Origin of the sequence: Clavibacter vidaverae (assembly GCF_047529985.1) — a bacterium.
Taxonomy (GTDB): Bacteria; Actinomycetota; Actinomycetes; order Actinomycetales; family Microbacteriaceae; genus Clavibacter; species Clavibacter nebraskensis_A.
Map to the genome: position 1 here is coordinate 1,213,973 of NZ_JBLJAM010000001.1, position 13,025 is coordinate 1,226,997.

The 13,025-nt window shown below is 72.4% G+C and carries 9 protein-coding genes and 1 tRNA gene; 4 read left to right on the forward strand and 6 right to left on the reverse strand.

Annotated features, from left to right (window positions below):
• Positions 1–115 precede the first annotated feature (115 nt).
• Together ACMT9T_RS05620 and ACMT9T_RS05625 are read right to left on the reverse strand one after the other, a co-directional pair.
• Positions 116–1,111 (reverse strand): type II secretion system F family protein, encoded by a 996-nt coding sequence (locus tag ACMT9T_RS05620; protein WP_414744621.1) that lies wholly within the window; start codon positions 1,109–1,111, stop codon positions 116–118.
• Between the two features lie 17 nt (positions 1,112–1,128).
• The gene (locus tag ACMT9T_RS05625) at positions 1,129–2,376 is read right to left on the reverse strand and encodes a TadA family conjugal transfer-associated ATPase (protein ID WP_414744622.1); all 1,248 of its coding nucleotides are present in this window, start codon (positions 2,374–2,376) and stop codon (positions 1,129–1,131) included.
• A 359-nt stretch (positions 2,377–2,735) separates the two neighbouring features.
• Here ACMT9T_RS05625 and acs point away from each other — a divergent pair, with 359 nt between their 5' ends.
• Positions 2,736–4,775 carry an acetate--CoA ligase gene (gene acs, locus ACMT9T_RS05630; RefSeq protein WP_414744623.1) on the forward strand — a complete coding sequence of 680 codons (2,040 nt, stop codon included), beginning with the start codon at positions 2,736–2,738 and terminating at the stop codon, positions 4,773–4,775.
• 74 nt (positions 4,776–4,849) lie between these two features.
• Here the strand turns inward: acs and ACMT9T_RS05635 are convergent, their stop codons facing one another.
• Positions 4,850–5,314 (reverse strand): RidA family protein, encoded by a 465-nt coding sequence (locus ACMT9T_RS05635; RefSeq protein WP_414744624.1) that lies wholly within the window; start codon positions 5,312–5,314, stop codon positions 4,850–4,852.
• On the reverse strand, positions 5,314–5,493 hold the full coding sequence (gene sp36, locus ACMT9T_RS05640) for a Sp36 family protein (RefSeq protein WP_116052735.1): 180 nt from the start codon (positions 5,491–5,493) through the stop codon (positions 5,314–5,316). Before sp36 ends, ACMT9T_RS05635 begins: the two co-directional genes overlap by 1 nt.
• Before the next feature lie 105 nt (positions 5,494–5,598).
• Between sp36 and ACMT9T_RS05645 the strand changes: the two genes are divergently transcribed.
• From ACMT9T_RS05645 to ACMT9T_RS05655, 3 genes are all read left to right on the forward strand, one after another.
• The gene (locus ACMT9T_RS05645) at positions 5,599–8,142 is read left to right on the forward strand and encodes a transglycosylase domain-containing protein (RefSeq protein WP_414744625.1); all 2,544 of its coding nucleotides are present in this window, start codon (positions 5,599–5,601) and stop codon (positions 8,140–8,142) included.
• Complete coding sequence (locus ACMT9T_RS05650) at positions 8,142–9,086, forward strand: metallophosphoesterase (RefSeq protein WP_414744626.1); 945 nt, start codon at positions 8,142–8,144, stop codon at positions 9,084–9,086. The genes ACMT9T_RS05645 and ACMT9T_RS05650 overlap by 1 nt, the downstream gene beginning before the upstream one ends.
• 76 nt (positions 9,087–9,162) lie before the next feature.
• Positions 9,163–9,236: transfer RNA gene (locus ACMT9T_RS05655), tRNA-Pro, on the forward strand.
• Between the two features lie 122 nt (positions 9,237–9,358).
• Here ACMT9T_RS05655 and ACMT9T_RS05660 read toward each other — a convergent pair.
• Both ACMT9T_RS05660 and ACMT9T_RS05665 read right to left on the reverse strand, forming a co-directional pair.
• Complete coding sequence (locus ACMT9T_RS05660) at positions 9,359–10,564, reverse strand: acyltransferase family protein (RefSeq protein WP_414744627.1); 1,206 nt, start codon at positions 10,562–10,564, stop codon at positions 9,359–9,361.
• Positions 10,565–10,709: 145 nt separating this feature from the next.
• A complete protein-coding gene (locus ACMT9T_RS05665) occupies positions 10,710–12,941 on the reverse strand; it encodes a transglycosylase domain-containing protein (protein WP_414744628.1) in 2,232 nt (743 codons plus the stop codon).
• Between the last annotated feature and the right edge of the window lie 84 nt (positions 12,942–13,025).

A 13,025-nucleotide genomic window follows, 5' to 3' on the forward strand; every position in this document is an offset into this window, starting at 1 on the left:
TCTCCCCGTGGCGGGTGCTCCCGCCGTCCTGTCCTCGGCCGACCGTCGGCCAGGAGGTCACCATGCCCGCGTCGTCCGGTCGGGGACCCCTGGCGATCGCGACCGGTGGAGGCCGTCATCCTCGACCGAGTGTTGAGGACAGGACGGCCAGGAGCATCGGGACGACCCCGACCGCCAGGAACGCCGGCAGGATGCAGACGCCGAGCGGCAGCATCAGGTGCGCCGTGAGACGCGCCGCCGCCCGCTCCGCCCACGTGCCGGCGTCCCGTCGGCTCCGTTCCGCCTCGCTGCGCAGGAGCACGGCGACCGGGGCGCCCGTGCGCGCCGCGACCTCCACGACGGCGGCCGCGGCATCCAGCTCCTCTCCCGCGGGCAGCCCGGCGCGCTCGCACGCCCGGCGCACGACGGCGACGGCCCGCGGCACGGACGCGCCTCCGGTCATCGCCGTCGCCACGAGGTCGAGGACGAGCCCGGGCGCCGGATCCCGCGGCATGGCCTGGCGCACCAGCCGCCGGTTCCACCGCCAGCCGACCGCGACGAGGGCGATCCCGACGACGAGGCACGCGGCGCCGGGGACGGTGGTGGTCAGCACCCGCACCGGGTCGAAGCCCAGACCCGCGGCGAGGAGCAGCCCGGCTCCGGGCATGAGGAGCACGGTGCGCGCGGTCGCCACCGGGCCCGCGAGCGCCGTCCCGGCGTCGCGGCGGACCCGTGCGACGTCCACCAGGGTCTCGGCGAGACGGTCGAGCGATCGAGCGAGAGGCGCGCCCGTGCGGTCGGCGACCTCGAGACCGACGGCGAGGGCCCGCCACGATCCCGCGGCCTCCCCGCTCGTCCTCCCTCCCGGTCCGCTCCCGACGGCGGCCGCGGCGGACGCGACGCGCGCGGCGAGGGGAGCCGTCCCGCTGCTCGCGGCGACCCTCCTGACCACCGCGGGCACGGCGTGCTCGCCGCGACGGGCGCGCCCGCCAGGCGGAGCGAGCTGCGTCCACGCCCGCTCGGGATGCAGCCCCGCCCCGAGCAGCACGGCGAGGCGACGGACGAACGCCGCGACCTCCTCGGCCTGCTCGACGGACGCCCCGGCTCGGGCACCCCGCGGACGCCTGCTCACCCGGAGCGCTCCCCCGATCACGAGCGTCCCCCGCGGCCGCCCCCGACCGGCGCCTCGACCGCGGGTCGATCGCCCCGCGCGTCCGTCGTCACCCAGCGCACGGGCAGCACGCGCAGCCGCCCGCCATCGCCCGTCGCAAGGCGCCCGGCCGCCTGGACCCGACGCCCCTCCGGGGTCCGCGCGAGGTGGACCACCAGGCCGATCGCGCTCACGGCCTGCCGCGCGGTCGTGACGGCGTCCATGCCGGCGAGCGCGCCGAGCGCCTCGACACGGGCCGGGACGTCGGCGACCCCGTTGGCGTGGAGGGTGCCCGCCCCGCCGTCGTGCCCGGTGTTCAGCGCGCTCAGCAGCTCGCGGATCTCGCTCCCCCGGCACTCCCCGACGACCAGGCGGTCGGGCCGCATGCGCAGCGCCTCGCGCACCAGCCGCGGCAGCGGCAGCTCGCCGGCCCCCTCGATGTTCGCCTGCCGCGCCTCGAGCGACACGACGTGCGGATGCCGCACGCGGAGCTCGGCGACGTCCTCGACGAGCACGATGCGCTCCCGTGGATCCGCGCGGGCGAGCAGCGCGCCGAGCAGCGTGGTCTTGCCGCTGCCGCCGGCCCCCGTGATGAGCAGGTTCGTGCGTCGTCGCACGGCCTCCTCGAGCAGCGCCCGGCAGCCGGGCGGGAACGCGCCGGCGGCGTCGAGCGCATCGAGGGTCGGCCGCGCCCGCGACGGGAGGCGGATGGACAGCAGCGTGCCGCGGGTCGAGACCGGCGGCAGCACCGCGTGCACGCGCATCCCGTCGCCCAGCCGCACGTCGACGCACGGCGCCGCCTCGTCGAGGTGCCGCCCGCCCTCCGCCGCGAGGCGCACGGCGAGCGCGCGCACCTCCGCCTCCCCGCCCAGGTCGACGTCCGGTCTCCGCTCGGCCCCGGATCCGCGGTCGACCCACACCTCGCCGTCGCCGTTGACGAACACGTCGGTCGCCCGCGGGTCCCGGACCAGCGCCGCGAGGACCCCGAGGGCCGCGGGCGCGTGCCGCGGAGGCACGACCGAGCCGGCGCCCATCGGTGCGGCGTCCGCGACGGGTCCCGCGGAGGCGAGCCGGAGCGCGACCGCACCGGACCGCCCGTCCGTGCGCGCCCGGGGTACGAAGGCCCCGGGGGCGGGCGGACGCGGATGCGCGCCGTCGCCCGGTCCCGCACCGCCCGTGGAGGGGTGCCGCGACGCCTCGCCGGAGCGGACGCCGCGACCGACGACGGATGCCTGCGACTCGATCATGCGCGGAGGCTAGGGACCGGTCCCGCGCGCCCGAGGCCGGGGGCGGATCATGAGGACGCGCTCGGGCGGGATCCGGCTGGGGAGGAGGACCGCGGGCCGCGCGCCGGGAGAAGAGAGGGGCGGCGCCCATCGGGGGAACGGGCGCCGCCACGTGACGATGGATCGGGGGAATCCAGGACTCGCCACACGTCGGGCTTGACCCGACGGGATGAGCATACGCCGCGTGTCTCCGGCACCGGCAGGGTTGTGCGTGTTCTGGCCGTTCACCCATCGGACTCCCGGCCGCGAGCGACGCGCGGCCCGCGCACGGCCGCCCCTCGCGCCGCGCGGGCCACCCGCTAACGTGGGTCGCGGAGAGGATGACGATGTCCCAGAACCCCGAATCGACCGACCCCGGAACCCCGAGGACCGCCCCGCGCGACCAGGACGAGGAGGGGTCGACGACCGCCTCCCGCCCACCCGAGGCGCACGAGCCCGGACCCGTCCACCCGCCGTCGGAGGCCTTCCGCGCCACCCGCGTCGCCGACGAGTCCCTGGCCGCGAACGCCGCCGCCGACCGCCTCGGCTTCTGGGCCGACCGGGCCCGCGAGCTCGTGACCTGGGAGACGCCGTTCACGACCGTGCTCGACTGGTCCGACGCACCCGTCGCCCGCTGGTTCCCCGACGGCCGGCTCAACGTGGCCTACAACTGCCTCGACCGGCACGTGCTCGCCGGTCACGGCGACCGCGTGGCCCTGCACTGGGAGGGCGAGCCGGGCGACACCCGCGACCTCACCTACGCCGAGCTCACCGCAGAGGTCAAGCGCGCCGCGAACGCCCTGCACGACCTCGGCGTCGTCGCGGGCGACCGCGTCGCCGTCTACCTGCCCATGATCCCCGAGGCCGTCGTCGCGATGCTCGCCGTCGCGCGCATCGGCGCCGTGCACTCCGTCGTCTTCGGCGGCTTCAGCGCGGAGAGCCTCCGCGCCCGCATCGACGACGCCGCGGCCCGCGTCGTCATCACGGCCGACGGCGGCTGGCGCAAGGGCAAGGTCTTCCCGCTCAAGCCCGCGGTGGACGCGGCGCTCGTCGGCTCGGCCGGATCCGTCGAGCACGTGCTCGTGGTGAGGCGCGGCGAGAACGAGGTGGACTGGGACGAGACCCGCGACCTCTGGTGGCACGAGCGCGTCGCCGCGGCCGACGCGGAGCACGAGGCCGAGGCGTTCGAGGCCGAGCACCCCCTCTTCATCCTCTACACGAGCGGCACGACCGGGAAGCCGAAGGGCATCCTGCACACCTCGGGCGGCTACCTGACCCACGTCGCGTACACGCACCGCAACGTGTTCGACCTGCACCCCGAGACCGACGTCTACTGGTGCACGGCCGACGTCGGCTGGATCACCGGCCACAGCTACGTCGCCTACGGCCCGCTCGCGAACGGCGCGACGCAGGTGATCTACGAGGGCACGCCCGACACCCCCGCCCCCGGACGCTGGTGGGACATCGTCGAGAAGCACCGCGTGTCGATCCTGTACGCGGCCCCGACGGCGATCCGCTCCTTCATGAAGACGGGACGCGAGATCCCGGACGCCCGCGACCTCTCCTCCATCCGCCTGCTCGGCTCCGTCGGCGAGCCCATCAACCCGGAGGCATGGCGCTGGTACCGCGACGTGATCGGCGGCGGCGACGTGCCCGTGGTCGACACGTGGTGGCAGACGGAGACCGGAGGCATCATGATCTCCGCGCTCCCGGGCGTCACCGCCACGAAGCCGGGATCCGCCCAGACACCCGTCCCCGGAGTCTCCGTCGCGGTCGTCGACGACGCCGGCGAGCCCGTGGCGCGCGGCGAGAGCGGCCTCCTGGTCGTGACGGAGCCGTGGCCGGGCATGCTCCGCGGGATCTGGGGCGACCCCGAGCGCTACCGCGAGACCTACTGGGACCGCTTCGGCGACCGCTACTTCGCGGGCGACGGCGCACGGCTCGACGAGGACGGCGACATCTGGCTGCTCGGCCGGGTGGACGACGTGATGAACGTCTCCGGCCACCGCCTCTCGACCGCGGAGATCGAGTCGTCGCTCGTCGCCCACCCGTACGTGGCGGAGGCCGCGGTCGTGGGCGCGTCCGACGAGGCGACGGGCCAGGCCGTCGTGGCCTTCGTGATCCTCCGGACCGCCGAGGCGAGCGCGCTCGGCGACGAGGACCCGGACGAGGTGCTGCGCAAGCACGTCGCGGACCAGATCGGCGCGATCGCGAAGCCGCGTCGCGTCTTCGTGGTGCAGGAGCTGCCGAAGACGCGCTCCGGCAAGATCATGCGCCGCCTGCTGCGCGACGTGGCGGAGGGCCGGGCGGTCGGCGACACGACGACGCTCGCGGACACGCAGGTCATGCAGGTCATCTCGGAGCGGATGAACGCGGGCTGATCCGGCCGGGCACGGGAAGAGGAGGAGGGCCGGGTGCGTGCACCCGGCCCTCCTCCTCGTCGTGCGGTGGTCGGCTAGTCGACCAGCGCCACCACGAGCTCGACCTCGACGGGCGACCCGAGCGGCAGCTCCGCGACGCCCACGGCGGAGCGCGCGTGGATCCCGGCGTCGCCGAGGATCTCGCCCAGCACCTCGCTGGCGCCGTTGATCACGCCGGGCTGGCCGGTGAAGCCCTCGGCCGACGCGACGAAGCCCGTGACCTTGAGGACGCGCGCGATGCGGTCGACGCCGCCGGCCGCGGCCGCCGCGGCCGCGAGGCCGTTGAGCGCGCAGGTGCGCGCGTGCGCCTTGGCGTCCTCGGCCGAGACCTCGGCGCCGACCTTGCCGGTCGCGGCGAGCGCGCCGTCGACGAAGGGCAGCTGCCCGCTCGTGTAGACGAGGGCGCCGTGCACCACGGCGGGGACGTAGGCGGCGACGGGCGCCGCGACCGCGGGCAGCTCGATGCCGAGCTCGGCCAGTCGTGCGGAGATCGCGCCCATCAGGCGCCGTGCTCGCCGGCGATCGGGCGCTTCATGTAGGCGACGAGACCGCCTTCGGGGCCGGTGACGACCTGCACGAGCTCCCAGCCCTGCGACCCCCAGGTGTTGAGGATGGCGGCGGTGTTGTGGATCATCAGCGGCGTGGTGAGGTACTCCCACTGCCCGGGCGTTGCGGTCATCTCGGCTCCTTGCCGGTCGGGTCTGGATGCATGACGGGACGGGCGCGGGCAGCCGGCGCACAGGTCTCACGGGTTCCCATACACCCTTCCCGTACTCTGGAGTCTATGTCTGCTTCCAAGAACACGCCCGGCCGCGTCGCCGCCGCGCTCACGGGCGTCCTCGGCATGAGCGTCGTCGCCGGCGTGCTGGTCGCCGCGATGGTCACCCCCGCCATCGCCGTCACGAGCCTCGCGGCCAACGACACCATCGGCATCTTCGACGACCTGCCGGACTACCTGCAGATCGACAACCTCGCGCAGAAGACCGAGCTGTACGCCTCGCAGGGCGGCCAGCCCGTCAAGTTCGCCGAGTTCTACGCGCAGAACCGGCAGGAGGTGAGCTGGGACGAGGTCTCCGACAACGCCAAGGCCGCCGCGGTCGACACCGAGGACCCCCGCTTCTACGAGCACGCCGGCGTCGACGTCCAGTCCACGTTCCGCGCCCTCGCCCAGAACGTCATCGGCGGCGGCGTCGAGTCGGGCGCGAGCACGATCACCATGCAGTACGTGAAGAACGTGCTCGTGCAGAAGGCGGAGACGCTCGCCGAGACGGATCCCGACGCCGGCAAGAAGGCCTACAAGGAGGCGACCCAGGAGTCGACCGCCCGCAAGCTCAAGGAGATGCGGCTCGCGATCGGCCTCGAGAAGAAGTTCTCGAAGAACGACATCCTGCTCGGCTACCTCAACATCGCGAACTACGGCGGCAGCGTCTACGGCATCCAGTCCGCCGCCCGCTACTACTACAACGTCGACGCCAAGGACCTCAGCGTCGCCCAGGCCGCGAGCCTCGTCGCGACCGTCAACTACCCCACCGCGCTCCGCATCGACAAGCCCGAGAACGTCAAGGCGAACCAGGCGCGGCGCGACGTCCTCATCGACAACATGCTCAAGCACCACAGCATCACGCAGCAGCAGCGCGACGAGGCGGTCGCCACCCCCGTCACCCCGGCGATCACGCCCTCGGTGAGCGGCTGCAACGCGGCGCAGCCCACCAGCGCCGCGTACTTCTGCGACGCGGTCAAGTACACCGTCGAGAACTCCAAGGAATTCGGCGACAACCCCGACGAGGCCCGCCGCAACCTCAACCGCAACGGCTACAAGATCTACACGACGCTCAACCTCGACCTGCAGGCCAAGGCCACGGACGACATGCGCAAGCAGATCCCCACGACGATGAACAGCATCAACGTGGGCTCCGCGATGACGAGCGTCGAGGCCAAGACCGGCCGCGTGATCGCCATGGTGCAGAACACCGACTACGGCAACGGCGACCAACGCGGCGTCACGAGCGTCAACTACAACACCGACAAGAACTACGGCAGCTCCGGTGGCTTCCAGGTGGGGTCGACCTACAAGCTCGTCACCCTGCTCGAATGGCTGAAGGAGGGTCACTCGGTCAACGAGGTCGTCCAGTCCTCGAAGGGCACCTGGAGCGGACGCGACTTCCAGGACTCCTGCACAGGCGGCAACCTCGGCTCCGACGTCCTGAAGGTCACCAACGACGGTGCGGCGCCGGGCGCCAACCGCACGGTCATGTCCGGCACCGCGAACTCGACCAACACGGCGTTCATGGCCATGGCGAGCGAGCTCGACATGTGCGGCATCGGCCAGACCGCGAAGGACATCGGCATCCACCAGGCCGATCCCAAGAAGCAGCTCTCCAACTACGTGTCCGACATCATCGGCTCGGGCGGCAACAACATCGCGCCGCTCACCATGGCGCAGGCCTACGCGACGGTCGCCAACAACGGCACGACGTGCACCCCGGTCATGATCGACAAGGTCGTCCTCCCCGACGACACCGAGGTCACGCCGCCGTCGGCGAACTGCCGAGAGACCGTGAGCGCGGACGTGGCCCACACCGCCGCCTACGCGCTCGCCGGCGTCATGGGCGCCACCGGCGCCGCGGGCAACACCAACGACGGCACGCCGCTCATCGGCAAGACCGGCACCACCGACAAGGCGAAGGACACGTGGTTCGTCGGCTCCAGCACGGAGGTCACGACGGCCATCTGGGTGGGCAGCGCCTCGGGCCAGCAGATCGAGCAGCGCAAGACGAAGCTCCCCAACGGCCAGCTCATGTCCACTGCGCGCTTCGCCGTCTGGAAGCCGTTCATGCAGGCCGTCAACGCGGTCTACAAGGGATCGGCGTTCCCCGGCCCGGCAGCCGACCTCACCCGCACGCCCACCGTCCAGGTGCCGGACGTCTCCGGCATGTCGCCGGCCGACGCGCAGGGGGCCATCGAGGGCGCGGGCCTGAGCTTCGCCCAGGGCGGGGCGCGCCCCTCCTCGAGCGTGCCCGCCGGGCAGGTCGCCGGATCCGACCCGGGCGCCGGCGCGAACGCGGCCCGCGGATCCACCGTCACCGTCTTCACGAGCAGCGGCCCCGACCAGAGCCAGCAGCAGCAGGGCACTCCCGGTACCGTCCCGGACGTGCGCGGGCAGGACATGACGGGCGCCCGCCAGACGCTGCGCTCGGCCGGGTTCGACGTGACCATGGCCCAGGAGCAGGTGCAGGACAACTCGCAGATCGGCAAGGCGACCCGCACGGATCCGGCCGCCGGGCAGCAGAGCAGCGGCCCCGTGACGCTCTACATCGGACGCACCTGATGGGCGCCCTGGGGACCATCGCACGCAGCGTCGGCGGGGTCGTCGCGGCCGGCGCCGCCGTCTTCGCCTACGCGTCCTTCTACGAGCGCCGCCGCTTCACCCTGCGGGAGGTGACGGTGCCGGTCCTCCCGGTCGGCGCCGACCCCATCCGCGTGCTCCACCTCTCCGACATGCACATGGCGCCGTGGCAGCACAAGAAGCAGCGCTGGGTGCGCGAGCTCGCGGACCTCAAGCCGGATCTCGTCGTCGACACGGGAGACAACACGGGCCACGAGCAGGGCATCGTCGCCGTCGAGGAGACGCTCGAGGCCTTCCGCGGGATCCCCGGGGTCTTCGTGCACGGCTCGAACGACTACTACGGGCCGATGATGAAGAACCCGTTCAAGTACTTCACCGCCAACACGCACGCCACGCAGCGTCCGGCCGACCTCGACCTGCCCCGGCTCGAGCGGCTCTACGCGTCGCTCGGCTGGGTCGACCTGAACAACGCCGCGGGCGCGATCGAGGTCAACGGCACGCTGCTCGAGTTCTTCGGCGTCGACGACCCGCACCGCGACTTCGACCACCTCGAGGCGCTCCCGGGCGCCCTCGACGCGCTGCGCGAGGACGGGGACGCCTACCAGGGCGCCTCGGACGCGCCCGTCGTCTCGGTCGGCGTCGCGCACGCGCCCTACCGTCGGGTGCTCGACTCCTTCGTGACCAACGGTGCCCGCATGATCTTCGCCGGGCACACGCACGGCGGCCAGGTCTGCGTGCCCGGGTACGGCGCGCTCGTCACCAACTGCGACATCCCGCGCCGCCAGGTCAAGGGCCTCAGCGTGTGGCCGCACGCCGACCGGGCGTCGTTCCTCCACGTGAGCGCGGGCCTCGGCACGTCGATCTACGCGCCCGTGCGCTTCGCCTGCTACCCCGAGGCGACGCTGCTCACGCTCACGGCGGTCTGACCGCCCGGCGCGCGCTGCCCGGGCGTACGCGGGAGCCCGGAACATCGGGTATCGTAGAGCCCGGCCCTCGGGCCATCGGGGTGTGGCGCAGTTTGGTAGCGCGCTTCGTTCGGGACGAAGAGGTCGCAGGTTCAAATCCTGTTACCCCGACACACCGCCTCCTCCGGGAGGCACAGCACGGCAGGCAGCACGATCGAGGGCCGCTCCTCCGGGAGCGGCCCTTCGTCGTCCCCGCTCTCCCGCCTCGGACTGGTGGCAGGGGTCGCGCGCGACTAGCGCGAACCGGGCTTCAGACGCAGCGCCGGCCGCTCGATCGCGTAGTAGGTCGCCGCCGACAGCGCGAGCGTCACCGCGCCCACCACGAGCGTGTTGAGGGCGAATCCCGCGAGCGTGTCCGGCAGCACGAGGCCCGCGCGGCGGAGGAACCGGATCACGGGCAGGTGCCACAGGTAGACGCTGAACGAGATCGTGCCGAGCCAGGCGATCCACCTGAGCTCAAGGAACCGCGTCACGGGCCCGAGGGATCCCCCGCGTCGCGGCAGCGCCACGAGCAGCAGGAGTGCGGCGCACGCGGCCGCGACGATGCTCTCCTCGAACGCGCCGACGGGCGCCTCGGAGGCGATGACGATGAGCGCGGCCGCGGCGATCCCCGCCGGCACGCGCCAGGCCGCCACGCGGTCGCGCAGGCCCTCGTCCGCGGACAGCGTGAGCAGGACGACGGCCGCCGCCATGCCGTACGCGAAGAGGTCGGCGTGCACGAGGACGCTGCGGTTGGCGACCGCCTCCCACGTGACGCCCCACTCGCTCGCGAGACGCCCGCGGTGGCCGAGCGGCGCCTGCGCGACCATCGACCAGACCTTGCCTGCCACGCCGATCAGCAGGAGCACCGCCGCGGGGGCGAGGGCTCGGATCCACGTCGCCCTCCCCCGCAGCAGCCGCGCCGCGAGCAGCGCCACCACGGGCAGCACGACGTAGAAGGACACCTCGACGGCGAGCGTCCAGGCCACCTCGATGCCGCTGCGGAGCGTCCGCGGCGTGTAGCCCTGCAGGAGCAGCGCGTTGACGATCGTGTCGACGGGACCGAGCGTGCCCACCGAGATGCCGGCGTCGCGCGTCTCCCGCGGCAGGATCGCGACGCGGAGCACCAGGCTCACGAGCAGCAGGACGACGACGTAGCCGGGGAAGACCCGGAGGGCACGGTTGGCGGCGTAGCGCGACAGCCGCGGCATCGCCCCGCCGTCGACGAGCCCGCGGGCGAACGGCAGGAACAGCAGGAAGCCGCTCAGCACGAAGAAGAGCGTGACGCCGTGGCTGAAGAAGGCGACCTCGCCGACGAGCGGGATGTCGGTGGTCGGCCGGGCCAGCTGGCGCTGCACGTGGTACAGCAGCACGGCGACGGCCGCGACGCCGCGCAGCCCCTCGATGCCGGGCAGGAGTGTGCGCACGCGCGCGGGCACGGACGTCGGGGTCCCGGTCATGATGGCCTTCCCGGGTCGGTGGAGCGGCGGTCGTCCAGTCTACGAGGCGCCCGCTCCGCGGCATCCGACGGCATCGGCGAGACAGCACGACGGCCGCCGCCCGGAGGCGACGGCCGTCGGCGCGCGCTCCCCATCGAGCGCGGGCTCATCCCTCCGCGGGAGGGGCGGGCTGGGCGGGAGGCGCCGGCGCTGCGGGAGCCTCGGGCGCGGCCGGCGCCGCCGACTGGGTCGGCTTGGGTGCCGGCGGAACGTACGGCCGCTTCGTCAGCGAGCCGCTCGGCGAGGGGAAGCCCTCGGCCGGGTACCGGTCGTCGATGAACGTCTGCAGCGGCTTGAAGATGCGGTGACGCGCGCTGTCCGCGGCCGATCCGTTGAGGACGTTGCGGCGCATGGACGCGAAGCCCTCGACGTTGCCGACCCAGACGGCCGTGGTGACCTCGGTCGAGGATCCGACGAACCAGGTGTCCTTGGAGCGGTCCGTGGTGCCCGTCTTGCCCATGATCTCCGTGCCGTCGCGCGGGTTCGACGCCGCGCCCGTGCCGCCCATGACGGCCTTGAGCGTGAAGGCGGCCGTGTTGGCGACCTCGGGGCTCATGGCCTGCGCGCACTGGCTCTTCGGCGTGACGAGCTCGGAGTCGTCCGGGAGGACGACCTTGTCGATCGCGATGGGCGGGCACATGTTGCCCTGGTTGGCGACGGAGGAGAAGGCGGTCGCCATCTGGAGCGGGGCGACGTTGTTGCCGCCGGAACCGACGACGTCCGGCGGGAAGTTCTGCAGCTCCCGCTGATCGGCGTTGTAGACGCCCATGTCCCGGGCGGTCTGGTTGATGTCGCAGATGTCGAGCTGGCTGGCCATCGCGATGAACGCCGAGTTGACGGACGCCACCGTGGCCGCGAGGACGTTCTGGTTCGCCGTCGCGCCGGTGTTGGTGTCGTTCGTCACGCTGTAGGGCTCCGAGCCCACGCGCTCCCCGCACGCGCGGAACTCCGACTGGTTCCACTTCGTCTTCGACGCGTTCACCGTCTGGTAGATCGACTTCCCGCTCTTGAGCCAGTCGACGAGGGTGAAGATCTTGTACGTGGACCCCACCTGGAAGCCCGCGGATCCGCCGTGCGCCTTGTCGGCCGCGTAGTTGATCTCGGTGACGCCGGGCTGATCGGCCGCGACGCCGTAGTCGGTGTTCTGCGCCATCGCGATGATGCGGCCCGTCTTCACCTCGCGGGAGACGACGGATCCGCCGATCTTCGTGAAGCGCGCGGTGGCGGGCACCTGCTTGCGCATCTGATCCGCGGCGTTGGCCTGGATGTCGAGGTCGAGCGTCGTGTACACCTGCATGCCGCCACGCTTGAGCACCGCGTCGCGGTCGGCCGCCGTGTCGCCGAACTCCTTGTTCGTGAGGATCTCGTTCTTCACGTAGTCGCAGAAGTACGCGGCCGAGATCGGGTCCGCCTGGATGCAGCCGCTCGTGGAGGGCGTGATCGTCGGCGTGATCGGCGCGGCCGCCGCCGCGTCGTGCTGCTCCTGCGTGATCTTCTGCTCCTTGAGCATGTTCGCCAGCAGCAGGTCGCGACGGGCCTTGTTGCGCTCGAGGTTGTCCTTGTTGTCGATCTTGTAGATCTCCGGCGCGTTGACCGTCGCGATGAGGCTCGCCGCCTGCTCGAGGTTCAGGTCCGCCGCCGAGACGTTGAAGTAGTAGCGCGCCGCCGACTCGATGCCGTACACGCGGCTGCCGAAGTTCGCGATGTTGAGGTATGCGAGGAGGATCTCGTTCTTGGAGTACTTCTTCTCCACCCCGATCGCCATCCGCATCTCCTTGAGCTTGCGGGGCATGTCGGGCTGGGTGGCCTCGGTGAAGGCCTTGCGACCCGCGGCCTGCGTCTCCTTGTCGGAGGAGTCGACCATGTTCTGGGCCTTCTGGACCAGGACGTTGCGGACGTACTGCATGGTGATGGTGGAGGCACCGGACTGCACCTCGTCGTTGAGGACGTTCTGCGCGAGCGCGCGGGCGGCCGACAGCACGTCGACGCCGCCGTGCTCGTAGTAGCGGGGGTCCTCGGTCGCGATGGCCGCGTCCTTCGCGTACTGCGAGACGGCCTCCCACGGGACCTCCTCGCGGTCCTGCGAGAAGAACTCGGCGAAGGGCACCTGCTGGTCGCCCTTCTTGGCGAACAGCACGGTCTTCTGCGCGAGGTTGTCGATCTGCAGGTTGTCCGGGATGTCCTCGAACACGCCGATGGTGCTGTTGGCCGCGATGCCCGAGACGGCGATGGCAGGGGTCACCATGGCGGCGACGAGGACGCCGGCGATCGTGCTCATGCCGACGAGTCCGAGGAACGCGCCCAACCGGGTCGAGATGGTCAGGTCAGTTTTCCTCATGGTACGAATCTAACCCGCGCCCGAGGGCGCCACATCCGCCTCAGGGAGGGTCTCAGCTCCCCGTGGCCGAAATGTGATGAGTGC

Coding starts and splice junctions, on each gene's coding strand:
- ACMT9T_RS05625 (WP_414744622.1), bottom strand. CDS start 2,376: ATGATCGAGTCGCAGGCATCCGTCGTCGGTCGCGGCGTCCGCTCCGGC.
- acs (WP_414744623.1), top strand. CDS start 2,736: ATGACGATGTCCCAGAACCCCGAATCGACCGACCCCGGAACCCCGAGG.
- ACMT9T_RS05635 (WP_414744624.1), bottom strand. CDS start 5,314: ATGGGCGCGATCTCCGCACGACTGGCCGAGCTCGGCATCGAGCTGCCC.
- sp36 (WP_116052735.1), bottom strand. CDS start 5,493: ATGACCGCAACGCCCGGGCAGTGGGAGTACCTCACCACGCCGCTGATG.
- ACMT9T_RS05645 (WP_414744625.1), top strand. CDS start 5,599: ATGTCTGCTTCCAAGAACACGCCCGGCCGCGTCGCCGCCGCGCTCACG.
- ACMT9T_RS05650 (WP_414744626.1), top strand. CDS start 8,142: ATGGGCGCCCTGGGGACCATCGCACGCAGCGTCGGCGGGGTCGTCGCG.
- ACMT9T_RS05660 (WP_414744627.1), bottom strand. CDS start 10,564: ATGACCGGGACCCCGACGTCCGTGCCCGCGCGCGTGCGCACACTCCTG.
- ACMT9T_RS05665 (WP_414744628.1), bottom strand. CDS start 12,941: ATGAGGAAAACTGACCTGACCATCTCGACCCGGTTGGGCGCGTTCCTC.